General features: G+C 71.2%; 22 protein-coding genes and 2 tRNA genes. 11 read left to right on the forward strand and 13 right to left on the reverse strand.

Features of this window, described 5'->3' with window-relative positions:
* Positions 1-21: 21 nt before the first annotated feature.
* The 5 genes from clpX to ACF09E_RS06740 form a co-directional block, all read right to left on the reverse strand.
* Positions 22-1,305 (reverse strand): ATP-dependent Clp protease ATP-binding subunit ClpX, encoded by a 1,284-nt coding sequence (gene clpX, locus ACF09E_RS06720; protein ID WP_024755522.1) that lies wholly within the window; start codon positions 1,303-1,305, stop codon positions 22-24.
* Positions 1,306-1,461: 156 nt separating this feature from the next.
* Complete coding sequence (locus ACF09E_RS06725; protein WP_361851363.1) at positions 1,462-2,124, reverse strand: ATP-dependent Clp protease proteolytic subunit; 663 nt, start codon at positions 2,122-2,124, stop codon at positions 1,462-1,464.
* A 61-nt stretch (positions 2,125-2,185) separates the two neighbouring features.
* Positions 2,186-2,803: an ATP-dependent Clp protease proteolytic subunit gene (locus ACF09E_RS06730; RefSeq protein WP_046905582.1), complete on the reverse strand. Its 618-nt coding sequence runs from the start codon at positions 2,801-2,803 to the stop codon at positions 2,186-2,188.
* Between the two features lie 239 nt (positions 2,804-3,042).
* Complete coding sequence (gene tig, locus ACF09E_RS06735) at positions 3,043-4,428, reverse strand: trigger factor (RefSeq protein WP_388798784.1); 1,386 nt, start codon at positions 4,426-4,428, stop codon at positions 3,043-3,045.
* 169 nt (positions 4,429-4,597) lie between these two features.
* Positions 4,598-4,674 (reverse strand) — tRNA-Pro (locus ACF09E_RS06740).
* A gap of 132 nt (positions 4,675-4,806) precedes the next feature.
* Between ACF09E_RS06740 and ACF09E_RS06745 the strand changes: the two genes are divergently transcribed.
* Positions 4,807-4,880, forward strand: a tRNA-Gly gene (locus ACF09E_RS06745).
* 146 nt (positions 4,881-5,026) lie between these two features.
* Entirely contained in the window at positions 5,027-5,479 is a 453-nt protein-coding gene (locus tag ACF09E_RS06750) for an amphi-Trp domain-containing protein (protein WP_392204179.1), read from the forward strand.
* A 98-nt stretch (positions 5,480-5,577) separates the two neighbouring features.
* Here the strand turns inward: ACF09E_RS06750 and ACF09E_RS06755 are convergent, their stop codons facing one another.
* Positions 5,578-5,772, reverse strand: coding sequence for a hypothetical protein (locus tag ACF09E_RS06755; protein WP_015033610.1), 195 nt, complete (start codon positions 5,770-5,772; stop codon positions 5,578-5,580).
* A 155-nt stretch (positions 5,773-5,927) separates the two neighbouring features.
* Positions 5,928-7,073 carry a PP2C family protein-serine/threonine phosphatase gene (locus ACF09E_RS06760; RefSeq protein ID WP_392204180.1) on the reverse strand — a complete coding sequence of 382 codons (1,146 nt, stop codon included), beginning with the start codon at positions 7,071-7,073 and terminating at the stop codon, positions 5,928-5,930.
* Positions 7,074-7,179: 106 nt separating this feature from the next.
* Between ACF09E_RS06760 and ACF09E_RS06765 the strand changes: the two genes are divergently transcribed.
* Complete coding sequence (locus ACF09E_RS06765) at positions 7,180-8,409, forward strand: GNAT family N-acetyltransferase (protein ID WP_392204181.1); 1,230 nt, start codon at positions 7,180-7,182, stop codon at positions 8,407-8,409.
* A 25-nt stretch (positions 8,410-8,434) separates the two neighbouring features.
* Here ACF09E_RS06765 and ACF09E_RS06770 read toward each other — a convergent pair whose 3' ends face one another.
* Complete coding sequence (locus ACF09E_RS06770) at positions 8,435-9,244, reverse strand: Fpg/Nei family DNA glycosylase (protein ID WP_392204182.1); 810 nt, start codon at positions 9,242-9,244, stop codon at positions 8,435-8,437.
* Positions 9,244-9,738: a ribose-5-phosphate isomerase gene (locus ACF09E_RS06775; RefSeq protein ID WP_352017580.1), complete on the reverse strand. Its 495-nt coding sequence runs from the start codon at positions 9,736-9,738 to the stop codon at positions 9,244-9,246. The genes ACF09E_RS06770 and ACF09E_RS06775 overlap by 1 nt, the downstream gene beginning before the upstream one ends.
* 197 nt (positions 9,739-9,935) lie before the next feature.
* Here ACF09E_RS06775 and ACF09E_RS06780 point away from each other — a divergent pair, with 197 nt between their 5' ends.
* Entirely contained in the window at positions 9,936-11,390 is a 1,455-nt protein-coding gene (locus tag ACF09E_RS06780; RefSeq protein WP_392204183.1) for an amino acid permease, read from the forward strand.
* A gap of 81 nt (positions 11,391-11,471) precedes the next feature.
* On the opposite strand, the gene ACF09E_RS06785 is transcribed toward ACF09E_RS06780, so the two are convergent.
* The gene (locus tag ACF09E_RS06785; RefSeq protein ID WP_392204184.1) at positions 11,472-12,083 is read right to left on the reverse strand and encodes a biotin transporter BioY; all 612 of its coding nucleotides are present in this window, start codon (positions 12,081-12,083) and stop codon (positions 11,472-11,474) included.
* 254 nt (positions 12,084-12,337) lie between these two features.
* On the opposite strand from ACF09E_RS06785, the gene ACF09E_RS06790 reads away from it, so the two are divergent.
* The 3 genes from ACF09E_RS06790 (at position 12,338) to ACF09E_RS06800 (ending at position 16,142) form a co-directional block, all read left to right on the forward strand.
* Positions 12,338-13,723, forward strand: a complete 1,386-nt coding sequence (locus ACF09E_RS06790) for an amino acid permease (RefSeq protein WP_392204185.1) — start codon at positions 12,338-12,340, stop codon at positions 13,721-13,723.
* A 117-nt stretch (positions 13,724-13,840) separates the two neighbouring features.
* Complete coding sequence (locus ACF09E_RS06795; protein WP_392204186.1) at positions 13,841-15,259, forward strand: amino acid permease; 1,419 nt, start codon at positions 13,841-13,843, stop codon at positions 15,257-15,259.
* Positions 15,260-15,497: 238 nt separating this feature from the next.
* On the forward strand, positions 15,498-16,142 hold the full coding sequence (locus ACF09E_RS06800) for a superoxide dismutase (RefSeq protein ID WP_073913969.1): 645 nt from the start codon (positions 15,498-15,500) through the stop codon (positions 16,140-16,142).
* Positions 16,143-16,284: 142 nt separating this feature from the next.
* On the opposite strand, the gene ACF09E_RS06805 is transcribed toward ACF09E_RS06800, so the two are convergent.
* A complete protein-coding gene (locus ACF09E_RS06805; RefSeq protein ID WP_361851331.1) occupies positions 16,285-16,920 on the reverse strand; it encodes a DsbA family protein in 636 nt (211 codons plus the stop codon).
* Positions 16,921-17,105: 185 nt separating this feature from the next.
* On the opposite strand from ACF09E_RS06805, the gene pepN reads away from it, so the two are divergent.
* Both pepN and ACF09E_RS06815 read left to right on the forward strand, forming a co-directional pair.
* On the forward strand, positions 17,106-19,667 hold the full coding sequence (pepN, locus tag ACF09E_RS06810; protein WP_392204187.1) for an aminopeptidase N: 2,562 nt from the start codon (positions 17,106-17,108) through the stop codon (positions 19,665-19,667).
* Between the two features lie 188 nt (positions 19,668-19,855).
* On the forward strand, positions 19,856-20,860 hold the full coding sequence (locus tag ACF09E_RS06815) for a hypothetical protein (protein ID WP_392204188.1): 1,005 nt from the start codon (positions 19,856-19,858) through the stop codon (positions 20,858-20,860).
* A 4-nt stretch (positions 20,861-20,864) separates the two neighbouring features.
* On the opposite strand, the gene ACF09E_RS06820 is transcribed toward ACF09E_RS06815, so the two are convergent.
* Together ACF09E_RS06820 and ACF09E_RS06825 are read right to left on the reverse strand one after the other, a co-directional pair.
* Positions 20,865-22,022 (reverse strand): serine hydrolase domain-containing protein, encoded by a 1,158-nt coding sequence (locus ACF09E_RS06820; RefSeq protein WP_392204189.1) that lies wholly within the window; start codon positions 22,020-22,022, stop codon positions 20,865-20,867.
* Positions 22,023-22,156: 134 nt separating this feature from the next.
* The gene (locus ACF09E_RS06825; RefSeq protein ID WP_392204190.1) at positions 22,157-22,624 is read right to left on the reverse strand and encodes an NUDIX hydrolase; all 468 of its coding nucleotides are present in this window, start codon (positions 22,622-22,624) and stop codon (positions 22,157-22,159) included.
* 196 nt (positions 22,625-22,820) lie between these two features.
* Here ACF09E_RS06825 and ACF09E_RS06830 point away from each other — a divergent pair, with 196 nt between their 5' ends.
* Together ACF09E_RS06830 and ACF09E_RS06835 are read left to right on the forward strand one after the other, a co-directional pair.
* Entirely contained in the window at positions 22,821-23,363 is a 543-nt protein-coding gene (locus ACF09E_RS06830) for a CGNR zinc finger domain-containing protein (protein WP_392204191.1), read from the forward strand.
* A gap of 103 nt (positions 23,364-23,466) precedes the next feature.
* On the forward strand, positions 23,467-24,486 hold the full coding sequence (locus tag ACF09E_RS06835; RefSeq protein WP_392204192.1) for an aspartate-semialdehyde dehydrogenase: 1,020 nt from the start codon (positions 23,467-23,469) through the stop codon (positions 24,484-24,486).
* Positions 24,487-24,623: the final 137 nt, after the last annotated feature.

Consider the following 24,623-nt stretch of genomic DNA (forward strand, 5'->3'; position numbering starts at 1 on the left):
CCCCTTTCGTGTCCGTGCGCGTCAGGCCGACTTCTCGTGCCTGCCGTCGTTCTTCACGATCCGCGGGACCAGCGTCGGGTTGACGTTGTTGCGGACGACGTCCGCCGTGATGACCACGCGGGCCACGTCCTTGCGGGACGGGACCTCGTACATCACCGACTGGAGGACCTCCTCCATGATGGCGCGCAGACCGCGCGCGCCGGTGCCGCGGAGGATCGCCTGGTCGGCGATGGCCTCCAGGGCCGGGCGGTCGAAGTCCAGCTCCACGCCGTCCAGTTCGAAGAGGCGCTGGTACTGCTTCACCAGCGCGTTCCGCGGCTCGACCAGGATCTGGAGGAGCGCCTCGCGGTCCAGGTTGTGGACGGAGGTGAGGACGGGGAGGCGGCCGATGAACTCGGGGATCATCCCGAACTTCACCAGGTCCTCCGGCATGACCTCCTGGAACTGGTCGCTCGCCTCGATCTCGCGCTTGGAGCGGATGGTCGCCCCGAAGCCGATGCCCTTGGCGCCCGCCCGCGACTCGATGATCTTCTCCAGGCCGGCGAAGGCGCCGCCCACGATGAAGAGCACGTTCGTCGTGTCGATCTGGATGAACTCCTGGTGCGGGTGCTTCCGTCCGCCCTGCGGCGGGACGGAGGCCGTCGTGCCCTCCAGGATCTTCAGGAGGGCCTGCTGCACGCCCTCGCCCGAGACGTCGCGCGTGATCGACGGGTTTTCGCTCTTACGGGCGACCTTGTCGATCTCGTCGATGTAGATGATCCCGGTCTCGGCCTTCTTCACGTCGTAGTCGGCCGCCTGGATCAGCTTCAGCAGGATGTTCTCGACGTCCTCGCCGACATAGCCGGCCTCCGTCAGCGCCGTCGCGTCGGCGATGGCGAACGGGACGTTGAGCATGCGCGCCAGCGTCTGGGCCAGGAGCGTCTTGCCCGAGCCCGTGGGGCCCAGCAGCAGGATGTTGGACTTCGCCAGTTCGATGGCGTCGTCCCGCCCCGCGCCGCCGCCGTTCTCGCCGGCCTGGACGCGCTTGTAGTGGTTGTACACCGCGACCGAGAGGGCCTTCTTCGCGGGCTCCTGCCCGACGACGTACCCCTCGAGGAACTCGTAGATCTCGCGGGGCTTGGGGAGTTCCTCCCAGCGCACCTCGCTCGTCTCCGCGAGTTCTTCCTCGATGATCTCGTTGCAGAGGTCGATGCACTCGTCGCAGATGTACACACCGGGACCCGCGATGAGCTTCTTCACCTGCTTCTGGCTCTTTCCGCAGAACGAGCACTTGAGCAGGTCGCCGCCATCACCGATGCGTGCCACGAGGTGCTTCCCCTTCGCCTGGGAGCGCCTGGTTCAGCGACTCCTGGTGCCTCATATTCGACGGTACCTTGCCGGGCCCCCCGTTCGGGCCCCCCTTGGCACGGTTCACATGGTCGCGATTCGGCCACGCGCACCGTGCCACGGGAAGGTCGGGCGTCAGTGCGCCGCGGCGGCCGTGCTCTTACGGGTCGAGACGATCTGGTCCACCAGGCCGTACGCCAGGGCGTCCTCGGCCGTGAGGATCTTGTCGCGCTCGATGTCGTCGCGGATCTTCTCGATCGGCGTCGAGGAGTGCTTGGCCAGCATCTCCTCGAGCTGGCTGCGCATGCGCAGGATCTCGTTGGCCGCGATCTCCAGGTCGGAGAGCTGCTCACGGCCGGTGCCGCCGGAGGGCTGGTGGATCAGCACGCGGGCGTTCGGCAGGGCCATCCGCTTGCCGGGGGTGCCGGCGGCGAGCAGCACGGCCGCGGCGGAGGCCGCCTGGCCCATGCAGACCGTCTGGATGTCCGGCTTCACGAACTGCATCGTGTCGTAGATCGCCGTCAGCGCGGTGAAGGAGCCACCGGGGCTGTTGATGTAGATGGAGATGTCGCGGTCCGGGTCCATCGACTCCAGGCACAGGAGCTGCGCCATGACGTCGTTGGCCGAGGCGTCGTCGATCTGCACGCCGAGGAAGATCACGCGCTCCTCGAAGAGCTTGGCGTACGGGTCGTACTCGCGGATGCCCTGCGAGGTGCGCTCGACGAAGCGCGGCACGACGTAGCGGTTGTCCATCGGCGCGCCGGTGTAGAGGCCGCTCGCGGAGAGGTTGTTCTGCATCTGGGTGTTCACCGTCCTGGTGGCGTTCGGTGGGCTGGGGCTCTTGGGCGGGCGGTCGGGCTCAGGCGCCCGTGCCGCCGCCGCCCGGAACACCTGCGGCGTGGGTGATGATGTCGTCGATGAGGCCGTACTCCTTGGCCTCGTCCGCGGTGAACCAGCGGTCGCGGTCGCCGTCGCGGATGATCGCCTCGACGGTCTGGCCGGAGTGGTGCGCGGTGATCTCGGCCATGCGCTTCTTCGTGCGAAGGAGGTACTCGGCCTGGATCTTGATGTCGGATGCGGTGCCGCCGATGCCGGCGGAGCCCTGGTGCATCAGGATGTCGGTGTTCGGCAGCGCGAAGCGCTTGCCGGGGGTGCCGGCGGTGAGCAGGAACTGGCCCATGGAGGCCGCCATGCCCATGCCGATCGTGACGACGTCGTTCGGGATGAACTGCATGGTGTCGTAGACCGCCATGCCGGCCGTCACCGAGCCGCCGGGGCTGTTGATGTACAGGTAGATGTCCTTCTCCGGCTCGGCAGCCAGGAGGAGCATCTGGGCGGTGATCTTGTTGGCGATCTCGTCGTCGACCTGCTGGCCGAGGAAGACGATGCGCTCGCCGAGCAGCCGGTTGTAGACATGGTCGCCGAGGCCGCCACCGATGGACGGCTCACCCGCGGCGTAAGGCTTCAGATTCGTCACGTATCCACCTGCTCGTCTCCGACGGCCAAGCCGTCTCAGCGTCTCGTACCGAGGGCACTGCCCTCTCTTCATGGACCCTAACGCGCAGGTAGGACAACGCCATCCCGGTTCCCTGACTGTTCGCTGGGAGCGCAAGGTAGTTGGGGGCGCATGGACGGGTCCTCGTACGTCCACGGGCCCGTACGCACTGGAGTGCGTACGGGCCCGTGGAACGGGGTCCGCGCGGGGCGGAGGGCCCCTTACTTGTCCTCGGAGACCTCGGCCTCGCCGGTGACGGCCTCGACGGCCTCGGCGGCGGCCTCGACCTCGTCCTCGTCGTCGGAGAGGTCGACGACCTCGCCGTTGCTGTCGACGACCTTGGCGGCCTCGACGACGACCGCGAGGGCCTTGCCGCGGGCGACCTCGCCGACGAGCATCGGAACCTGGCCGCCCTCGGCCACGGCCTGGGCGAACTGGTCGGGGCTCATGCCGGAGGAGGCGGCACGGCGGAACAGGTGCTCGGTGAGCTCCTCGCGGGAGACGTCGAGCTTCTCCTTGTTGACGAGCTCATCGAGGATGAACTGCGTCTTGATGCCCTTCTCGGCCTGCTCCTTGGTCTCGGCCAGGAACTCCTCCTCGGTCTTGCCCTGGATCTCCAGGTACTTCGCGAGGTCGAGGCCCATCTGGCCGAGCTGGTGGTGCTCCAGGTTGTGCTTGCGGGTGTTGATCTCGTCCTCGAGAAGCTTCTCGGGCATCGGGACCTCGACCAGCTTGAGGAGCTCGTCGAGGACGCGCTCCTGGGCCTGGGTGGCCTGGTCGAACTGCTTCATGTTCTCGAGGCGCTTGCGGCTGTCGGCCTTGAGCTCGTCGAGGGTGTCGAACTCCGACGCCATCTGCGCGAACTCGTCGTCGAGCTCGGGGAGCTCGCGGGCGGAGACGGCGGTGACCTTGACGGTGACCTCCGCGTCCTTGCCCTCGGCGGAGCCGCCCTTCAGCTGCGAGGTGAAGGTGGCCTCGCCACCGGCCTCCAGGCCCTTCACGGCCTCGTCGATGCCGTCGAGCAGCTCGCCCGAACCGATGGTGTACGAGACGTCGCTCGCGACACCGTCGGGCAGGACCTCGCCGTCGACCTTGGCCTCGAGGTCGATGGTGACGACGTCGCCGTCCTGGGCGGCGCGCTCGACCGCGGAGGTCGAGGCGAAGCGCTCGCGGAGCTGCTCCACGGACTTCTCGACGTCCTCGTCGGTGACCTCGACCGCGTCGACGGTGACCTCGATGCCGGAGTAGTCCGGGATCTCGAGCGTCGGGCGGATGTCGACCTCGGCGGTGAAGGCCAGCAGCTCGCCGTCCTTCAGCTCGGTGATGTCGACCTCGGGCTGGCCGAGCGGGTTGACCTCGGCCTCGTTGACGGCCTCGGTGTAGAACTTCGGGAGCGCGTCGTTGACGGCCTCTTCCAGCACGGCGCCGCGGCCGAACCGCTGGTCGATCACGCGAGCCGGGATCTTGCCCTTACGGAAGCCCTTGACCGTGACCTGCTGGTTGATCTTCTTGTACGCCGCGTCGAGGCTGTCCTTGAGCTCCTCGAAGGGCACCTCGACAGTGAGCCGAACCCGGGTCGGGTTCAGGGTCTCCACGGCGCTCTTCACGGTTCGGTCTCCTTGTGGCTGATTCCTGGAATCCACCGGCTCCGCGTGTGGCGGTCCCGGCGGGTCGGCCCGGTCAGAAAGACACACAGGCACGCAGCTTGCATAGTAACCGCAAGCGGGATGACGCCCACAACGTGATCAAGAGCGCGGGCAGTGCGCGTGATCGTCATGGTCGGGGTGGCGGGATTTGAACCCACGGCCTTCCGCTCCCAAAGCGGACGCGCTACCAAGCTGCGCCACACCCCGTCGGTGCGACACGTAGGGTACATGGACGGAGACTGTGCGGCGCCCCCTGATTTCGGGGTGTGCGCGAAGGGCTCCCGAACCGCTACCATGCTCTTCGTGCCGCGGTCCCCGTGACCTGCGGCGCGATGCTGTGCGGGTGTAGCTCAATGGTAGAGCACTAGTCTTCCAAACTAGCTACGCGGGTTCGATTCCCGTCACCCGCTCCACGTGCCCCGGGGCCGGTCAGGATTCTTCTCCTGACCGGCCCCGCGGCGTTCCACGGGGCCGGCCCGGGCGCGCGAGATGCCGGGGCGGGCGGGCGGCCGCAGACTGGGCGGAGAGCGACCCGCCCTCTCCGCACCGGAGGCCTTCCATGAAGGACCTGAAGTTCGAGCAGAAGCGCTCGCTGTCCCGCGCCGAGGCGGCGGACCAGCTGACGGCACTCGCCGACGCCCTGCGCCGCGGTGGGGAGGCCGAGCTGGAGATGGGGGCGGGCACCCTGAGCCTCCGCATCCCCGAGGAACTCCGCTGCGAGCTGGAGTTCGAGGTGTCGGACGGGGAGATCGAGCTGGAGATCGAGTTCACGTGGCCGACGGGCCGGGCCCGGCGGAAGGCGGCCGAGCGGCCGGCGAGAAGCGCGTCGGAGGCGGCGGAGAGCAAGGCCGAGGGCACGAGGAAGACCGCGGCCAGGAGCACGAAGAAGACGGCGGTGCGGTCGGCCGGGACCGCCGCTTCGGGCGCGACGAAGCGGGCCGCGGCCGGGACGGCGGCCTCCGGTGGCGGCCGGAGGACGAAGCGGACGGCGGCGAAGAGCGCGACGGGCTGAGGCGGGTCCCCGCCGGGGGTCCGGCGCGGCCCGAGGCGGGTCCCGCTCAGGATCCTGCCGGGGCCGGCCCGGCTCCGTCGTGGGGGCCGGGCTCCGCGTCAGAACTTGATCGAGGCGACCGTCTGCGTTATCGAGTCCAGGAAGCGCTGGATGTCGTCCGCCATGCCGGTCGAGGCGAGGAAGAAGCCGAAGAGGACCGCGACCACGGCCGGGCCGCCCTTGAGGTTCCCCCCGCGGATCAGCACCACCAGGATGATTGCCAACAGCAACACCACAGACAGTGAAATGGCCACAACTGATCACACCCTCGGTCGGTCCCGCCTTGCCCACCAGGGAGCCCGTGTCCCGGAACACCCCCCGCTGCCACCATCGTGCCACCAACCTCCCTGCCCCCGCTGCCTGGTGACGAATCGTCGTGGACAAGATCACGTCGCCGCGGGGCGGCCGGTCAGGCGCGGCGGGAGATGAGGAGCAGCGCCCGGTCGTCGTTGACGTCCTTGGCGACGGCCTCGATGAGGTCCCAGGCGACGCCGTCGAAGCCCTCGACGACGCAACGGTCGGCCTCGCCGGTGAGGCGGTCGATGCCCTCGGCGATGTCCCGGTCGGCGGCCTCGACCAGGCCGTCGGTGAAGAGCATGAGGACGTCGCCGGGGCGCAGGTTGCCCTTGTCGGGGTGGAACTCGGCGCCGTCGTAGACGCCGAGGAGCGGTCCTTCGGCGGCCTTCTCCTCCCAGCGTCCGCTGCCGGCGTGGAGCTGGAGGGCGGGGAGGTGGCCGGCGGAGAAGAGCTCGTAGTCGCCGGACTCCAGGTCCAGGACGAGGTGGACGGAGGTGGCGAAGCCCTCGTCCCAGTTCTGCCGGAGGAGGTAGCCGTTGGCCGCGGGCAGGAAGCCGTGCGGCGGGAGCGAGCCGAGGAGTCCGCCGAAGGCGCCGGAGAGCAGCAGGGAGCGGGAGGCCGCGTCCATGCCCTTGCCGGACACGTCGGTGAGGACGACCTCCAGGGTGCGGCCGCCGTGGGTGCGGGCGGCGACGACGAAGTCGCCGGAGAAGGACTGGCCGCCGGCCGGGCGGAGGGCCATCTCGCGGTGCCAGCCCTGCGGGAGCCTCGGCAGGGCGCTCTGGACGCGGATGCGTTCGCGGAGGTCGAAGAGCATGGTGCCGCCGCGTCTCCAGGGCACGCCGACCCGGGCGCGGAACTGGGCGATGAGCAGTCCGAACAGTCCGCAGGCGGCGACGACCAGGACGGTGCCGGGGGTCACGCGCGCGGGGCCCTGGGTGTAGGGGCCGAGGAGGACGGACTCGACGATGAGGGCGCCGGCGGCGGCCGCGTACAGGCCGAGCAGGCTGGCGGGGCGCAGCAGGAGTCCGCCGGCCACGATCGGCAGGACGAGGGCGGCGGGTGCGCACCAGACGGGGTTGAGGACGGTTCCGAAGGCGATGGCCGGGATCATCAGCAGGAGTCCGGCGAAGGCGAGCCAGTCGGAGCCGTCCCCGCGGAAGTAGTCGACGCCGGATCTGCGCAGCGCGATGCGGGCCCGGCGTACGCGTCGGCGCATCCGGGCCGCGTACGTCTTCACTCCGGCGCGCTGTCCCATTGGCCTGGACCCTATCCATCCCGCCCGGGGTCGTGCAGGGGTACCCCTGTGACAATGTGCGCGAAATCGGGTCGCCCCGGGCGGACGCCGCTGATATCGATGGCATATGACTACTGAACTGCGGGTTCTCGACCCGACCGAGTGGGACCGCTGGTACGGAGTCCTCGAACTCGCCTTCGGGGGTGTGGCCGAGGCTCCGGAGGAGCGGCGGCTGTGGCGCGACCTGACCGAGTTCGACCGGTCGCTCGGGGTGTGGGACGGGGATCTGTGTGTCGGTACGGCGGGGGCGTTCACGTTCCGGCTGACGGTGCCGGGCGGGGCGTCGGTCCCGGTGGCCGGCGTGACGATGGTGAGCGTGGCGGGCACGCACCGGCGGCGCGGGATCCTGACGTCGATGATGCGGCGGCAGCTGGACGACCTGCGGGCCGGCGGCGAGTCGATCGCGGTGCTCACGGCCTCGGAGCCGGAGATCTACGGGCGTTTCGGCTACGGCCTGGCCGTGTACACGGCGCGGGCGACGATCGACACCACGCGGGTGCGGCTCGCGGTGCCGGAGGGCACGGACGAGGTGCGGCTGCGGCAGGCGGATCCCGCCGAGTCGGCGGCGGCGTGCGAGGCCGTGTACGCGCGTCTCGTGCCCGGGCGGCCGGGGATGCTCGCCTCGATGCCCGGCTGGGAGCGGCTCGCGCTGATCGACCCGCCGGCCGACCGGGAGGGCGCGTCGCCGCGGCTCTGCGTGCTGGCCGAGCGGGACGGGGAGGTCGTGGGGTACGCCCACTACGCGATCAAGCCCGACTGGTCGTTCACGGGGTCGGCGGGGTCGGTGATCGTGCACCGCCTGTTCGGTCTCGATCCGGCGGCGGAGGCGGCGCTGTGGCGGTTCCTCTGCTCGGTGGACCTGACCTCGGAGGTGCGGATCCTCAGCAGGCCGGTGGACGACGGCTGGCAGCACCTGGTGAGCGACGTCCGGCGGTGTGCGCCGCGTCTGCGGGACGCGCTGCACCTGCGGCTCGTGGAGGTCGGCGCGGCGCTGGAGGCGCGGACGTACCAGGCGCCGGTGGACGTGGTGTTCGAGGTCGAGGACGCGTTCTGTCCGTGGAACGAGGGGCGTTGGCGGCTGGTCGGCGACCGGAAGGGCGCCACCTGTTCCCGGACCGCGGATCCGGCGGATCTGGCCTTGTCCGTACGGGAGTTGGGTGCGGCCTATCTGGGCGGGGTCTCGCTGGCGTCGCTGGCGGGGGCCGGGCGGGTGCGGGAGCTGCGCGAGGGGGCGCTGGCCGAGGCGTCGACGGCGTTCGGGTCGACGGTCGCGCCCTGGCTGCCGCACGGGTTCTGAGGCGGGGGCTCCGGGAGCCCGCGCGTCAGCGGGTCTGGCAGTCCGGGCACCAGAAGAGGTTCCGGGCCGCCAGGTCCGCGGTGCGGATCTCCGCGGCGCAGAGGTGGCACGGCTGGTGGGCGCGCCGGTAGACGTAGACCTCGCCGCCGTGGTCGTCGACGCGGGGCGGCCGGCCCATCGCCTCGGGGGTGTGCTCGGGGCGGACGGTGTCGATGCGGTTCAGGCGGACGCCCTCGCGCATGAGCGCGGCGAGGTCCGCCCAGATCGCGTCCCATTCCCGGCGGGTCAGGTCGCGGCCGGCGCGGTAGGGATCGATGCCGTGGCGGAAGAGGACCTCGGCGCGGTAGACGTTGCCGACGCCGGCGATGACCTTCTGGTCCATGAGCAGCGCGGCGATGGTGGTCCGGGACGCCGAGACGCGGCGCCAGGCCCGGTCGGGGTCGTCGCCGTCGCGGAGCGGGTCGGGGCCGAGGCGGTCGTGTATCGCCTGCTTCTCGGCGTCCGTGATGAGCGCGCAGGTGGTGGGGCCGCGGAGGTCGACGTACGACTCGGGGTTGGCGAGGCGCAGCCGGACGGTGTCGGTGGGCGGCGGGGCCGGGGCGTCGCCGAAGGCGACCTTGCCGAAGAGGCCCAGGTGGATGTGGATCCAGCCGGCGCCGCCGAAGCCGAGGAAGAGGTGCTTGCCGTGGGCCTCGGCGGTGTCGAGGACGGCGCCGTCGAGCAGGGCCGCGGAGTCGGTGAACCTGCCCTGCGGGCTGGTCACGCGCGCGGACCGGCCGCCGAACCGTTGCCGGTGGTCGGCGGCCAGTCGGTGGATCGTGTGCCCCTCGGGCATCAGGCGGTCGGCTCCTGCGGGTGGTGGGCCGGGATCGGGGGGAGCTCGCCGGTGGTCTCGTAGGCGGTGAGCATGTCGATCCGGCGGGTGTGACGCTCGTCACCGGAGTAGGGGGTGCCGAGGAAGATCTCGACGAACTTCGTCGCCTCCTCCTGCGTGTGCATCCGGCCGCCGACGGAGATCACGTTGGCGTTGTTGTGCTCGCGGCCGAGGGCGGCGGTCTGCTCGCTCCAGGCGAGGGCGGCGCGCACCCCCTTCACCTTGTTCGCGGCGATCTGCTCGCCGTTGCCCGAACCGCCGATGACGATGCCCAGGCTGTCCGGGTCCGCGGCCGTCTTCTCGGCGGCGCGCAGGCAGAACGGCGGGTAGTCGTCGAGGGCGTCGTAGATGTGGGGACCGCAGTCGACGGGCTCGTGGCCGTGAGCCGTGAGCCACTCGACGAGGTGGTTCTTGAGTTCAAAGCCGGCGTGGTCGGAACCGATGTAGACGCGCATGGGACCGAGTGTGGCATGTCGGGGACCGGGTAGCAGGCAGCGGGGGTCGGGACCTTCGTCCGGCCTGGTACGGACCTTCGACTCTCGCGAAGTGGTCCACGCAACGTTCCGGAATGAGGTCTTCCGATCACCCCCGTTCCCGGTGTTCAATGCTCGGGCTCGCGATCCGAGCGACCCCCACACGCAAGGAAGCGTTCATGAACACGCAACCGACCCTGACCAAGGACGGCGAGGAGACCGGTACCCCCGGGGCGCCGCACTCCGCCGACGGCCTCAAGGCCGGTCTGAAGAACCGCCACCTCTCGATGATCGCCATCGGCGGCGTCATCGGCGCCGGGCTCTTCGTCGGCTCCGGCTCCGGCATCGCCGCGGCCGGCCCGGCGATCCTGCTCTCCTACGCCCTCGTCGGCGCGATGGTCGTCTTCGTGATGCGGATGCTGGGCGAGATGGCCGCCGCACGGCCGTCCTCCGGCTCCTTCTCCGCCTACGCCGACCAGGCGCTCGGCCGCTGGGCCGGCTTCAGCATCGGCTGGCTGTACTGGTTCTTCTGGGTCGTCGTGCTCGCGGTCGAGGCGACCGCGGGCGCGGTGATCCTGGAGGGCTGGGTGCCCGCCGTGCCGCAGTGGGCCTGGGCCCTCATCGTGATGGTGGTGCTCACCGCCACCAACCTGGGCTCGGTCGCCTCCTACGGCGAGTTCGAGTTCTGGTTCGCCGGCATCAAGGTCGTGGCGATCGGCGCGTTCGTCGTCATCGGCCTGCTCGCCGTCTTCGGCGTGCTGCCCGGCTCGGACAACGCGGGCGCCGGGTTCGCTCACCTCACCGACAGCGGCGGCTTCTTCCCGATGGGTGCGGGGGCGATCCTCACCGGTGTGCTGATGGTCGTCTTCTCCTTCATGGGCAGCGAGATCGTCACGCTGGCCGCCGGCGAGTCCGAGGACCCGCAGAAGGCCGTCACCAAGGCCACCAACAGCGTCATCTGGCGCATCGGCGTCTTCTACCTGGGTTCGATCTTCGTCGTCCTGACCCTGCTGCCGTGGAACGACAAGTCGATCACGGAGAAGGGCTCGTACGTCGCGGCCCTGGACTCCATCGGCATCGCGCACGCCGGTCAGATCATGAACGTGATCGTCCTCACGGCCGTGCTCTCCTGCCTGAACTCGGGCCTCTACACCGCCTCCCGCATGGCCTTCTCGCTCGGCCGCCGCGGCGACGCGCCCAAGGCCTTCGCCAAGGTCAACAAGCGGGGCGTGCCGGTGGCCGCGATCCTCGGCTCCGTCGTCTTCGGCTTCGTCGCGGTCTTCTTCAACTACAAGTGGCCGGACACCGTCTTCGCGTTCCTGCTGAACTCCTCCGGCGCGGTGGCGCTCTTCGTCTGGCTGGTCATCTGCGTGACCCAGCTGCGGATGCGCGGCATCATCCTGCGCGAGTCGCCGGAGAAGCTCGTCGTGAGGATGTGGCTCTTCCCGTACCTGACCTGGGCGACGATCGGCATGATCGTCTTCGTCCTCGGCTACATGCTGTACGACGGCGGCAGCGCCCGCGAGCAGGTCGTGCTGTCGCTGCTGGTGGCGGCACTGGTGATCGTGGTCGCGCTGGTCAAGGAGCGGTTCGCGAAGCCCTCCCCCGAGGTCGAGCCGGACGAGCGCGTCTAGCGCCGGGGCACCCGCACGAGGAGGGCCCGCCGTTCCCCGGGGAACGGCGGGCCCTCCTGGCGTCCGGACGGGCGGCGCGGATCAGCCCTTGCGGTCGAGCAGCTTCCAGGCGGCCGGCAGGACGCCCATCGCGAGCGCCGCCTTGAGGGCGTCGCCGATGAGGAACGGGGTGAGGCCGGCGGCGACGGCCTGGCCGAGGCTCATGCCGGTGGCGAGCGCCAGGTACGGCACGCCGACCGCGTAGATCAGCGCGGAGCCCAGGACCATCGCACCGGCCGTGCGGAGCACCGAGCGGTCCGCGCCGCGGCGGGCGAGGGCGCCGACGACGGTCGAGGCGAGCAGCATGCCGAGGACGTAGCCGAAGGACGGCATGCCGTAGCCCGAGGTGGCCTGCGCGAACCACGGCACGCCCGCCATGCCCGCCACGGCGTACAGGGCCAGGGCGAGGAAGCCGCGGCGGGCGCCGAGCGCGGTGCCGACGAGCAGGGCGGCGAAGGTCTGGCCCGAGACCGGGACCGGGGAGCCGGGGACCGGGACGGAGAGCTGCGCGGCGAGGCCGGTGAGGGCGGCGCCGCCGACGACCAGGGCGATGTCGCGGGCGCGGCTCGCGGCCACGCTCCCGCTCGCGGGCAGCAGGTCGGCGAGGACGGTTCCCGCACGGAGGGAACGGACGGGGGCGGCGGCGGTGCTCATCGGTACTCCGCGGGGGTGAGGGTGGGTGGGACGCCTTGACGGTATGCCAGGAGTGAACGCTCGATCACCGTCAGCCGCCGACAAAGCGACGGCCGACTGCTTCGTGGAGATCGAACAAACCCCGCCGATCACCCTTCTCGCCACGTGACGCTTGTCACTGGGAAGTCCCGCATGGAGGTCCCTTTTGCGCCAGGGGTCCTTCCCTGGAGAGACTGTGGGGTCTCCATAAACCGTCAGAGAGCACGAGCCCCCACATGCACGACTCCCTCGCCTCCGAACCGGAGCCCCTCTCCCCCGGTCTGAAGCAGCGTCATCTGACGATGCTGGGGCTCGGCGGCGTGATCGGCGCCGGGCTCTTCGTCGGCTCCGGCGCGGGCATCGCCGTCGCCGGGCCCGGCATCGTGGTCTCGTATCTGATCGCCGGTGCCCTCGCGATGCTGGTCATGCGGATGCTGGGCGAGATGTCGGCGGCCATGCCGGCCTCGGGGGCCTTCTCGGTGCACGCCGAGCGGGCCCTCGGCCGCTGGGCCGGCTTCTCGGTGGGCTGGCTGTACTGGTTCCTGCTCGTCGTCGTGCTCGCCGTGGAGGCGACGGGCGCGGCGCAGATCGCGCACGGCTGGGTGCCCGGCGTGCCGCAGTGGGGCTGGGTGCTGGTCTTCATGGTCGTGTTCACCCTCGCCAACCTGGCGGCGGTGAAGAACTTCGGCGAGTTCGAGTTCTGGTTCGCGGCGCTCAAGGTCGGCGCGATCGTCCTCTTCCTGGTCCTCGGCACGCTGGCGATCTTCGGGTGGCTGCCGGACACCGATCCCGTCGGACTCGCGAACCTGACCGGGCAGGGCGGCTTCCTGCCCAACGGCTGGTCGGGCGTGGTCTCCGGCGTCCTCGCCGTCGTCTTCGCCTTCGGCGGTCTGGAGGTCGTCACGATCGCGGCGGCCGAGTCCGACGACCCGGCGCGGCACGTGGCGCGTGCGGTGCGCAGCGCGGTCTGGCGGATCCTCCTCTTCTACGTGGGCTCGATGCTGGTCATCGTGACGCTGCTGCCCTGGACGGCGATGCGGCCGGGCGAGTCGCCGTACGTCGCCGTCCTGGACGCGATCGGGGTGCCGGCGGCGGGCCAGGTCATGAACGTGGTGGTGTTCGTGGCCCTGCTGTCGGCGCTGAACGCGAACCTGTACGGCTCCTCGCGGATGGTGTTCTCGCTGGCCGAGCGCGGCGAGGCGCCCAGGGGGCTGCTGCGGGTCTCCGGCGGCGGGAACGCCTCGGGGGTGCCGCGCCGGGCGGTGCTCGCCTCGGTGGCCTTCGGCTTCGTCTCCGTGCTGCTCAATCTGAAGTGGCCGGACTCCGTCTTCCTCTACATGCTCAACGCGGTCGGGGCGGTGCTGCTGTTCGTCTGGGCGCTGATCGCGGTCTCGCAGCTGCGGCTGCGGCGCCGGATCGAGCGCGAGGCCCCGGAGACGCTGACCCTGCGGATGTGGGGCTTCCCGTGGCTGACCTGGACGGCGCTGGCCGCGATGGGCGCGGTCCTGGTCCTGATGCTGACGGACGACGCGGCCCGGCCCCAGGTGCTGTGGTCGGGGGCGGCGACCGGGGCGGTGCTGCTGGTGGCCTGGGTCAGGGAACTGCGTACGAAGCGGGGTTAGATCTTCACCTTGTGTGAAGCTCGTGCCCGTATAGCGGACATGCGTTCCCTGTGAGCGGTCGCGGCCCACAGACTGTGGGCTTCCTCCCCCGTCTCAGCTAGTGAACAGGGCTCGCCCATGTCTCGGACCACCGCGCCCGCGCCGGACGACCGCAAGGACGGCGCGACCTCCACGGCCGAGGGCCTCGGCCACGGCCTCAAGCAGCGCCACCTCTCGATGATCGCCCTCGGTGGCGTCATCGGCGCCGGGCTCTTCGTCGGCTCCGGCGCCGGCATCGCCGCCGCCGGGCCCTCGATCGTGATCGCCTACGCGATCTCCGGCGTCCTCGTGATGCTGGTGATGCGGATGCTCGGTGAGATGTCCGCGGCGAACCCGGCCTCCGGCTCGTTCTCCGTCCACGCGGAGCGGGCCCTGGGCCCCTGGGCGGGCTTCACCGCCGGCTGGGCGTTCTGGTTCCTGCTCTGCGTCGCCGTCGGCCTGGAGGGCATCGGCGCGGCGAAGATCATGACCGGCTGGTTCCCGGGCAGCCCCGAGTGGGCCTGGGTCGCGCTCTTCATGCTGGTCTTCTGCGGCACCAACCTGGCGGCCGTGAAGAACTTCGGCGAGTTCGAGTTCTGGTTCGCCGCGCTGAAGGTCGGCGCGATCGTGGTGTTCCTCGGCATCGGCGTCCTCGCGATCGTCGGCGTCCTGCCCGGCACGGGCGCCCCCGGCGCCACTCACCTCACCGGCGAGGGCGGCTTCTTCCCGCACGGCTCCGAGGGCCTGATCGTGGGCCTGCTCGCCTCCGTCTTCGCGTACGGCGGTCTGGAGACGGTCACCATCGCGGCGGCCGAGTCCGAGCACCCGGTGCAGGGCGTCGCCAAGGCCGTCAAGACGGCGATGTGGCGGATCGCGCTCTTCTACATCGGCTCCATGGCGGTCATCGTGACCCTCGTCCCGTGGGACGACGCTGCGGTCGTCGAGAAGGGCCCGTACGTCGCGACCCTGGACCACCTGGGCATCCCGGCGGCCGGCCAGATCATGAACGTCGTCGTGCTCGTCGCCCTGCTGTCGGCGATGAACGCCAACATCTACGGTGCCTCGCGCATGGCCGGCTCGCTCGTCTCCCGCGGCCAGGGCCCCAAGGCGCTCGGCCGCACCTTCAACGGCGTCCCCCGCCCGGCGGTACTCGTCTCCTCCGTCTTCGGCTTCGCCTGCGTGCTGCTGAGCTACTGGCGTCCGGACGACATCTTCGTCTGGCTGCTCAACACGATCGGCGCGATCATCCTGGTCGTCTGGTTCTTCATCGCCGCCTCCCAGCTCGTGCTGCGCCGCCGCACCGAGCGCGAGGCGCCGGAGAAGCTGGTCGTGCGGATGTGGGCCTTCCCGGTGCTGACCTGGGTGGCGCTGGCCGGCATGGCGGCGATCTTCGTCCTGATGGCCCGCGAGGAGGGCACCCGGGTACAGCTGTACTGGACGGGCGGCCTGACGCTGCTGCTGGCCGTCGTCGGCTTCGCGCGCCAGAGGCTGCGCGGGCCGGTGGCCGAGGACGCCTGACCCGCCCTCACTCCGCTTCACCCCCTTCCCCGAGCGCCCCGCCGAGCTTCTGCCCGGCGGGGCGCTCGGCCGTCTCCGTACGGGTGGGACCCGTACGGCCCAGGGCGTGGAAGCCGTACGAACGAACCAGGGGCGTAGGACCGGCTTAGGACCAAGGGCTGATCAACTTCCGACGCACCTGCTGTTAGCCTGCACTTGCAAAAGGGTTGCAAGAAGAGGTCAGGCGAAGGGCTCGGCAATGGCGATCTACACACTTCCGGAGCTGCCGTACGACTACGCGGCGCTGGAGCCGGTGATCAATCCGCAGATCATCGAGCTGCACCACGACAAGCACCACGCCGCGTACGTCAAGGGCGCGAACGACACGCTGGAGCAGCTGGAGGAGGCGCGCGACAAGGACCAGTGGGGGTCGATCAACGGCCTGGAGAAGAACCTGGCCTTCCACCTCTCCGGCCACATCCTCCACTCCATCTACTGGAACAACATGAACAGCCCGAAGGACGGGGGCGGCGGCGAGCCGCTGGCCGCCGACGGCGTCGGTGACCTCGCGGACGCGATCACCGAGTCCTTCGGCTCCTTCGCCAAGTTCAAGGCCCAGCTGACCAAGGCGTCCGCGACCACCCAGGGCTCCGGCTGGGGCGTCCTCGCGTACGAGCCGATCAGCGGCCGCCTGATCGTCGAGCAGGTCTACGACCACCAGGGCAATGTGGGCCAGGGCTCGGTCCCGGTCCTCGTCTTCGACGCCTGGGAGCACGCCTTCTACCTGCAGTACAAGAACCAGAAGGTGGACTTCATCGAGGCCATGTGGCAGGTCGTCAACTGGCAGGACGTGAGCAAGCGCTACCACGCCGCCAAGGCCTCGGTGCCGCTCATCTCCTTCTGAGGACCGGAGCCCGGCGGGCTCCCCCGACGTCCCACTCGTGATCGTCTTCTCAACCTTCACGTGCGGGCGGAATGACGAAGAACCCCCGTGATGACGTGAATCACGGGGGTTCTTCCATGGGCCCGGAGCGGCCGCGGGCGGACTACCGGAAGCTGGGCGCCTCCGTGCGCGTGCGCTTGATCTCGTAGAAGCCCGGCGTCGACGCCACGAGCAGGGTGCCGTCCCAGAGCCGGGCGGCCGCCTCGCCGCGCGGGGTCGGGGTGACGACCGGTCCGAAGAAGGCGACCTCGTCGCCGTCCGCGCCGGGCACCGCGATGACCGGGGTGCCGACGTCCTGGCCGACCTTCTCTATGCCCTCCGTGTGGGAGGCGCGCAGCTCGGCGTCGTAGGTGTCCTTGTCGGCGAACTCGACCAGGTCCTCGGGCAGGCCGGCGTCGGTCAGGGCTCCGACGATCGCCTCGCGGGTGGGGCCCTCGCCGTTGTTGTGGAAGCGGGTGCCGAGCGCGGTGTAGAGCTTGCCGACGACCTCGTCGCCGTGCAGCTGCTGGGCGGCGATCACCACCCGGACGGGGCCCCAGGCCTGCGTCTCCAGCATCTCCCGGTACTCGGCGGGGACCTCGTCGAGGCGGTTCTCGTTGAGCACGGCCAGGCTCATGACCTTCCACCGCACGTCGACCGGGCGGACCCGCTCCACCTCCAGCATCCATCGGGAGGTCATCCAGGCCCAGGGGCACAGCGGGTCGAAGTAGAAGTCTGCGGTGGTCCTGCTCTCGGACATGTCACTCCTCGGTACGGCCGTGGGGGCCGGCACGGGCCGGCTGATTCAGGAAAGACGGCGGAAAGACGACGGTGGTGCGCCGAAAGGAGGGAACCCCCGGAGCCCCGACGGCATTCCCGTGTCCCGGGTGACAGCCGCACATGGGAGGATCGGTGCTGTTTCGAACGTGCCACGAAGGAGTGACCGTGCCCGGTGAGAATCTGTCCCGCGACGAGGCCCACGAGCGGGCGGCGCTGCTGTCCGTCGACGGGTACGAGGTCGTCCTCGACCTGCGCTCGGCGGTCGGCGACCCCGCCGAGGCCGTGCGCACCTTCCGCTCCGAGACGACGATCCGCTTCCGCCGCACCGGCGCGGGCACGAGCACGTTCGTGGACCTGATCGCCCCGTCCGTGACCTCGGTCACCCTCAACGGGCGCCCCCTCGACCCGGCGGCCGTCTTCGACGGCTCCCGGATCGCGCTCGACGGCCTCGCCGACGAGAACACGCTGGTCGTGGACGCGCAGTGCGCCTACAGCCGGACCGGCGAGGGCATGCACCGCTTCGTCGACCCCGAGGACGGCGAGGTCTACCTCTACACGCAGTACGAGCCGGCCGACGCCCGCCGGGTGTACGCCACCTTCGAGCAGCCCGACCTCAAGGCCCCGCACCTGTTCTCGGTGACCGCGCCCGAGGGGTGGACGGTCTGGTCGAACGGCGCGGGCGAGCGGGACGCCGACGGCGTGTGGCGGTTCGCCGAGACGGCGCCGATCTCCACGTACATCACCTGTGTCGTGGCGGGCCCGTACCACTACGTCACGGACGCCTACAAGCGGACGCTGGGCGACGGGACCGAGCTGGAGATCCCGCTGGGTGCGATGTGCCGCAAGGGGCTCGCGAAGCACTTCGACGCGGACGACGTCTTCCTGGTCACCAAGCAGGGCCTCGACTTCTTCCACGACAACTTCGACTACCCGTACCCCTTCGGGAAGTACGACCAGGCCTTCGTCCCCGAGTACAACCTCGGCGCGATGGAGAACCCGGGCATGGTGACCTTCCGCGAGGAGTACATCTACCGGGGCAAGGTGACGCAGGCGGCGTACGAGCGCCGGGCGAACGTCATCCTGCACGAGATGGCCCACATGTGGTTCGGCGACCTTGTCACCATGGTGTGGTGGGACGACCTGTGGCTGAAGGAGTCCTTCGCGGACTTCATGGGCTCCTTCTCGCTCGCCGAGGCGACCCGCTTCACCAACAGCTGGGTGACCTTCGCCAACAACCGCAAGGCCTGGGCCTACCGGGCCGACCAGCTGCCCTCCACGCACCCGATCACGGCCGACATCCGCGACCTGGAGGACGCCAAGCTCAACTTCGACGGCATCACGTACGCCAAGGGCGCCTCGGTCCTCAAGCAGCTCGTCGCGTACGCCGGCCGGGACGCGTTCCTGGAGGGCGCCCGCCGCTACTTCAAGCGCCACGCGTACGGGAACACCCGGCTCGCCGACCTCCTCACGATCCTGGAGGAGACCTCGGGCCGGGACATGAAGGCCTGGGCGAAGTCCTGGCTCCAGACCTCCGGCGTGAACACCCTGACCCCGGCGGTCACCTACGACGCGGAGGGCCGGATCACCGAGCTCGCCGTCCTCCAGGAGGGCGACGAGCTGCGCCCCCACCGGGCCGCGGTCGGCCTCTACCGGCTCGCGGACGGGCAGCTCACCCGGTACGCGCGCGCCGAGGCCGACATCACCGGCGCCCGGACCGTCGTCGCCGACCTGGCGGGCGCGGAGCGGCCCGACCTGGTCCTGGTCAACGACGACGACCTCACCTACTGCAAGGTCCGCTTCGACGAGGGCTCCCTGGCCGCCCTCCGCGCCCACCTCGGCGGGATCACCGACCCCCTGGCCCGCGCCCTGTGCTGGTCGGCGCTGTGGAACCTCACCCGCGACGGCCTGATGCCCGCCCGGGACTTCGTCTCCGTGGTCCTCGACTTCGCGGGCCGCGAGACGGACATCGGCGTCCTCCAGATGCTGCACGCCTGGGCCGGCTCGGCGGTCACCCACTACGCGGCCCCCGCGTGGCGCGAGGAGGGCGGGCGGCTGCTCGCCGAGGGCGCGCTGCGCGAGCTGCGGGTGGCCGAGCCGGGCAGCGAGCACCAGCTGACCTGGGCGCGGTTCTTCGCCGCGACGGCCTCCTCCGACGCCGACCTCCAGCTGCTGGAGGGACTGCTGGACGGCACGGCGAAGATCGACGGGCTCGACGTCGACCAGGAGATGCGCTGGTCGCTGCTCTCGCCGCTGGCCGTGCGCGGCCGCGCGGACGAGGCCCGGATCGGCGAGGAGCTGACCCGGGACGACACGGCGACGGGCAAGCGCCACCAGGTCCGCCTGCTGGCCGCGCGGCCCTCCGCGGCCGTCAAGGCGCAGGCCTGGGTGCAGGTCGTCGAGTCGGACACCCTGTCGAACGCGCTGGTCGAGGCGACGATCGCGGGCTTCGTGCAGCCCTCGCAGCGGGAGCTGATCGCCCCCTACGCGGAGAAGTACTTCACGGTCATCGAGCGGCTCTGGGCCGAGCGGTCGATCCAGATCGGCATGGACGTCGTCCGCGGCCTGTTCCCGGGGCTCCAGGACGACCCGGCGACGCTGGCCGCCACGGACGCCTGGCTGGCGGAGCACGCGACGGCCGCCCCGGCCCTGCGCCGCCTGGTCCTCGAATCGCGGGACGACCTGGCGCGCGCCCTGCGGGCGCAGGAGTGCGACCGCCTGGCCGGCTGACGCCCGGACGGAACGGCGGCGGGGGTCGCGGACGTCGGTCCGCGGCCCCCGTCGTGCCGTCCGGACGGGCTCGGGACGCGCCCCTCATCGGCACTCGAACGCGCGTACTTTAGGACGGTGTTGTCCCGTATTGTCGACGGGCGTGTAACAGGGGTTAGGGAGGCCTTCGGGAGCGGAAGACCCCCGGCATGAACCACAACACCCCCATCACCCCCCGCCCCCTCCCCCTCTCCCCCCACACCGGCCGGGCGCAACGCCTCGCCTCCGCCGACCAGTTGAGGGCCCAGGGCATCCCCGCCGGCGAGGTGGCCGCGCAGTGCGCGCCCGGCGCCTGGCAGCAGCTCCTCCCCGGCGTCTTCCTGCTCCAGCCGGGGGCGCCCACCAGCGAGGACCGTCTCCACGCCGCCCTCCTGTACGCCCGCAGGAACGGGGCGGTCCCCGCGCAGGGCCCCGACCCGATGATCACCGGACTCGCCGCGCTGACCCTGCACCGCTTCTCCGCCGCCCCCGCCCTCACCGCCCTGGAGCGGATCGACGTCCTGGTCCCCCGGACCCGGCGGCTGCGCTCCACCGGGTGGGTGCGGGTCGTGCGCGCCGCGGACTCCCCCGAGCCGGTGGAGCTGACCGGTGTCCCCGTGGCCCCGGTCGCCCGGGCCGTCGCCGACGCGGTGTCCGGGCTGTCGGACGCGGAGACCGTACGCCGGCTGCTGACCGAGGCGGTGCGCGGCGGGCACTGCGAACCGGGCGCGGTGGTGCGGGAGCTGAGCCGCGCCCGGCTCCTCACCCGGCCGCACGTGGTGGACGCGGTGGACGCGCTGCTGGCCGAGGGGCGCTCGTGCTCCGAGGAGCGCCTGTACGAGATGGTGCGCGACTTCGCGCTGCCGGACCCGGTGTGGAACGTGGACCTGCGGCTGCCCGGCGGCCCGCACCTGGGCGGGGTGGACGCCTACTGGCCCGACCAGGCCGTCGCCGTCGAACTGGACACCCGGGCACCGCGGCAGGACGAGGACGCGCTCTGGTCCGAGTACACCCGCAAGCGCGAGCACCTGGAGCGGCTCGGCATCACGGTCGTCCACCTCACCCCGCGCAAGCTGCGCGAGGCGATGGAGCAGCAGGCCACCGTGGTGCGCACGGCCCTGATGGCCGCGTCCGACCGGCAGCCCGCCGCGTACGTCGTCGTCCTGCCGCGGTGAGGGCTCAGCCCTTCGGCCGGACGCCGCAGAACTCGGCCTCCAGGACGGCCGTGCTGTCCCCCGCCCAGTCGGCGTTGAAGTTCATGGCGAGGGAGTGCCCGCCGTCGCGGGTGGTGTGGGCCTCGGAGAGGGAGCCGTGAATGCCTCCGCCGTGGCCCCAGACCTCCTTGCCGCAGCTGAGCTTCTGCTTCATGAGTCCGAGGCCGTAGCCGACGCCGGGGAGTTCGGGGGATACCGGGAGGGTGGTGGTCATCTCCCGCAGCTCGGCCTTCGGGAGCAGCCGCCCCTTGAGCAGGGCGCGGTAGAAGGTCTGCAGGTCGTTGGAGTCGGAGATCATCTCGCCGGCGGCGTAGGCGAGGGTGGGGCTCAGTTCGCTGACGTCGTGGACCGGCCCGCTCCCGTCGTCGGTGAGCTTGGACCAGGCGGGCGAGCTCGGGCGGGGCATGGTGACGTCGATGCCGGGGACGCTCGTGGCGCGGAGCTTGAGCGGCTTGACGATGCGGTTCTCGACGGCCTTGCCGTAGGGGCGTCCGGTGACCTTCTCGATGACCATGCCGGCGAGGACGTAGTTGGTGTTGGAGTAGTTCCACCCGGCGCCGGGGGCGAAGTCGGGTGCGTGGGTCATGGCGATGCCGACCAGCCGGCGCGGGGTCCAGCGGTCGTAGCGGTGCTGGAGGAAGGCGGGGCCGAAGACCTTCTCCTGGAAGCCGGGGTCGGAGGTGACGCTGTAGATGCCGCTGGTGTGGTTGAGCAGCTGGCGGACGGTGATCCGCCGGCCGTCGTGGCCGTTGCCGCGGACGACTCCGGGCAGCCACTTCTCGACCGGGTCGTCGAGGTCGATCCGCCCTTCGGCCTGGAGCTGGAGCAGGACGGTGGCGACGAAGGTCTTGGTGATGGAGCCGACGCGGAAACGGTCCTTCCCGCCCCGCTCGCCGGCGGTGCCGGTCCAGTCGCCCCGGCCGTCACGCGCCTGGGCGACGGCCCCGGGGACCCCGGCGTCGACGGCGGCCCGGAGCGCCGCCCGGGTGGCGGCGTGGTCGCCCGACGCGGCGGGGGCCGTCGGGGCGGGGGCCGCCAGGGCCGGGGTGGCGAGGGCCGTGGCGGTGAGCCCGGCGACCAGGACGGCGGCGAGGACGGTGCGGGTCGTGCGTACGGCTGGCATGCGGGCTCCCCTGGGATTCTGCTGCGGCGCGTGTGCCGCGGTCGGCGGGGAGGACCGCGGGGCCCGCGGGACGGTTGACCGGGCCCGCACCGGTTGAGCGGTTTCCGGCCGTTCCGCGGCGGCGCGGGCGGCGCTCAGGTGATCGACGGATCGGTGAGCCGGGAGCGGCCCACGGGGGGACGCTCGCGCCACAGGTCGAGGCCGACGTCGACGAGGGCGACGCGGGGCAGTGCGGGGACGGCGTCGAGGGGGTGCCAGGCGGCGAGGTCGGTGGACCCGCCGGTCTCGTGGCGCAGTTCGCCGCCGGTGATGCGGGCCTCGTAGATGATCCCCAGTCCCTGGAAGTCGCCGGGGGCCCCGAGGCGGCGCAGCCATCCGCGGCGGATCGTGTCGACGCCGAGGAGGGCGGTGGGTTCGGCGCGGTAGCCCGTCTCCTCCTCGACCTCGCGGACCACGGTGTCCACGGGCTCCTCTCCGTGGTCCATGCCGCCGCCCGGCAGCGTCCACCGCCCGGTGCCGTCGCCCGCCACCCAGCGGGCCAGCAGCACCTGCCCGTCGCGGACGCACACGGCGTAGGCCGAGACCCTCAACTCCTTCTTCATGGAACGAGGTTAGAACCCGTACGTGGGGTACGTCCGGCGGCGGCGCGGGCGACTCCGAGACCGACGGCGACGAGGAGGAGGCGGGCGCGCGCGAGAAGGCCGGGAAACGACCGGAAGGGGGGCGTGGTGAGGGGAAGGGCACCGTCAACCGTTCACGTACCCTTGAGAGGTTAGTTCATCGAGGAGGGTGACCGCCATGACCGCCATCGACCCCCGGCCGCTCGTCGGCGAGCCCGTCTCCCTCGACCTGCTCAACACCCGCTGGACCGAGGAGGGCGTCCGGCGGGACCTGCTCTCCGGCGTCGAGGGACTCGCCGTCTGGCTCGCCGCCAACGGCCTCGGCGCGCGGTTCGCCGCCGACGCCACCACCCTGCGCCACACCCTCACCGCCCGGGACGCGCTCGGCGCGCTCGTCGACCGGCCGGGCGACTCCGCCGCCACCGCCCGCGTCGACGCCGTCCTCGGCCACGGCCGCATCCGGGCCACGCTCACCGCCGGGGGACCCGGCGAACGGTTCGAGTTCGCGGACCCGGCCTGGGGCCCGGCCTGGACCGCCGCCCGCGACCACCTCGACCTGCTGCGCACGGCCCCCGACCGGATCCGGGCCTGCGCCCACGAGGCGTGCACCCTGCACTTCTTCGACACCTCGCGGAACGGCACCCGCCGCTGGTGCTCGATGGCCGTCTGCGGCAACCGCGCCAAGGCCTCCCGCCACTACGCCCGCACCAAGGAGGGCTGACGCCCCCTCGTCCCGTCCCTTGGACAATGGATTGGACAAGGCGACCCGGGACATACGCATCATGGACCGGCAGCAACCTGCACATACGTACGGAGGAGTCCCCGTGAAGGTCGGAATCGTCGGAGCCACCGGTCAGGTCGGCACAGTCATGCGCAGCATCCTGGCCGAGCGCGGCTTCCCCCTCGACGAGCTGCGGCTCTTCGCCTCCGCCCGCTCCGCCGGCACCGTCGTGGACGGCGTCACGGTCGAGGACGCCTCCACCGCCGACTACACCGGCCTGGACATCGTGCTGTTCTCCGCCGGCGGCGCCACCTCCCGCGCCCTCGCCGAGAAGGTCGCCTCCCAGGGCGCCGTGGTGATCGACAACTCCTCCGCCTGGCGCGGCGACCCCGAGGTCCCGCTGGTGGTCTCCGAGGTCAACGCGCACGCGATCAAGGACCGCCCCAAGGGCATCATCGCCAACCCGAACTGCACCACGATGGCCGCCATGCCGGTCCTCAAGCCCCTCCACCAGGAGGCCGGCCTCGCCGCGCTGATCGCCACCACCTACCAGGCCGTCTCCGGCTCGGGCGTGGCCGGTGTCGCCGAGCTGCGCGGCCAGGCCTGCGCCGTGGCCGAGACCGCCGACCGGCTGGCCTTCGACGGCGAGGCCGTCGAGTTCCCCGAGCCCGCCGTCTACAAGCGCCCGATCGCGTTCAACGTGGTCCCGCTGGCCGGCTCGATCGTCGACGACGGCTCCTTCGAGACCGACGAGGAGCAGAAGCTCCGCAACGAGTCCCGCAAGATCCTGGAGATCCCCGGCCTCAAGGTCTCGGGCACCTGCGTACGCGTCCCGGTCTTCTCCGGCCACTCCCTCCAGGTGAACGCCCGCTTCGACCGCCCCATCAGCGTCGAGCGCGCCTACGAGCTGCTCAGGGACGCCGAGGGCGTCGAGCTCTCCGAGATCCCGACCCCGCTCCAGGCCGCCGGCAAGGACGCCTCGTACGTGGGCCGCATCCGCGTGGACGAGACCGTCGAGAACGGCCTCGCGCTCTTCCTCTCCAACGACAACCTGCGCAAGGGCGCGGCGCTCAACGCCGTGCAGATCGCGGAGCTGGTCGCGGCCGAGCTCAAGGGCGCCTGACGCCCGGAGGCGGTACGAGGGCGGCCGCCCGGAGACGGGTGGCCGCCCTCGCGCGTTCCCCCGGACGGCCGCCCGTGTTCGCCCTGGGAAATGTCCCGTGCGCTGCCGACTCGCCCCGTGGAAGGATGGGCCAAACA

This window comes from Streptomyces sp. NPDC014891, from assembly GCF_043081085.1.
Classification (GTDB): Bacteria; Actinomycetota; Actinomycetes; order Streptomycetales; family Streptomycetaceae; genus Streptomyces.

Bases quoted from the DNA above. Each gene is read 5' to 3' on its own strand.
- ACF09E_RS06790 (WP_392204185.1), top strand. From the start codon at position 12,338: ATGCACGACTCCCTCGCCTCCGAACCGGAGCCCCTCTCCCCCGGTCTG.
- ACF09E_RS06785 (WP_392204184.1), bottom strand. From the start codon at position 12,083: ATGAGCACCGCCGCCGCCCCCGTCCGTTCCCTCCGTGCGGGAACCGTC.
- ACF09E_RS06830 (WP_392204191.1), top strand. From the start codon at position 22,821: ATGACCGCCATCGACCCCCGGCCGCTCGTCGGCGAGCCCGTCTCCCTC.
- ACF09E_RS06805 (WP_361851331.1), bottom strand. From the start codon at position 16,920: ATGTCCGAGAGCAGGACCACCGCAGACTTCTACTTCGACCCGCTGTGC.
- ACF09E_RS06775 (WP_352017580.1), bottom strand. From the start codon at position 9,738: ATGCGCGTCTACATCGGTTCCGACCACGCCGGCTTTGAACTCAAGAAC.
- ACF09E_RS06800 (WP_073913969.1), top strand. From the start codon at position 15,498: ATGGCGATCTACACACTTCCGGAGCTGCCGTACGACTACGCGGCGCTG.
- ACF09E_RS06725 (WP_361851363.1), bottom strand. From the start codon at position 2,124: ATGCAGAACAACCTCTCCGCGAGCGGCCTCTACACCGGCGCGCCGATG.
- ACF09E_RS06820 (WP_392204189.1), bottom strand. From the start codon at position 22,022: ATGCCAGCCGTACGCACGACCCGCACCGTCCTCGCCGCCGTCCTGGTC.
- ACF09E_RS06815 (WP_392204188.1), top strand. From the start codon at position 19,856: ATGAACCACAACACCCCCATCACCCCCCGCCCCCTCCCCCTCTCCCCC.
- ACF09E_RS06795 (WP_392204186.1), top strand. From the start codon at position 13,841: ATGTCTCGGACCACCGCGCCCGCGCCGGACGACCGCAAGGACGGCGCG.
- ACF09E_RS06825 (WP_392204190.1), bottom strand. From the start codon at position 22,624: ATGAAGAAGGAGTTGAGGGTCTCGGCCTACGCCGTGTGCGTCCGCGAC.
- ACF09E_RS06760 (WP_392204180.1), bottom strand. From the start codon at position 7,073: ATGGGACAGCGCGCCGGAGTGAAGACGTACGCGGCCCGGATGCGCCGA.
- ACF09E_RS06780 (WP_392204183.1), top strand. From the start codon at position 9,936: ATGAACACGCAACCGACCCTGACCAAGGACGGCGAGGAGACCGGTACC.
- ACF09E_RS06770 (WP_392204182.1), bottom strand. From the start codon at position 9,244: ATGCCCGAGGGGCACACGATCCACCGACTGGCCGCCGACCACCGGCAA.
- ACF09E_RS06765 (WP_392204181.1), top strand. From the start codon at position 7,180: ATGACTACTGAACTGCGGGTTCTCGACCCGACCGAGTGGGACCGCTGG.
- ACF09E_RS06750 (WP_392204179.1), top strand. From the start codon at position 5,027: ATGAAGGACCTGAAGTTCGAGCAGAAGCGCTCGCTGTCCCGCGCCGAG.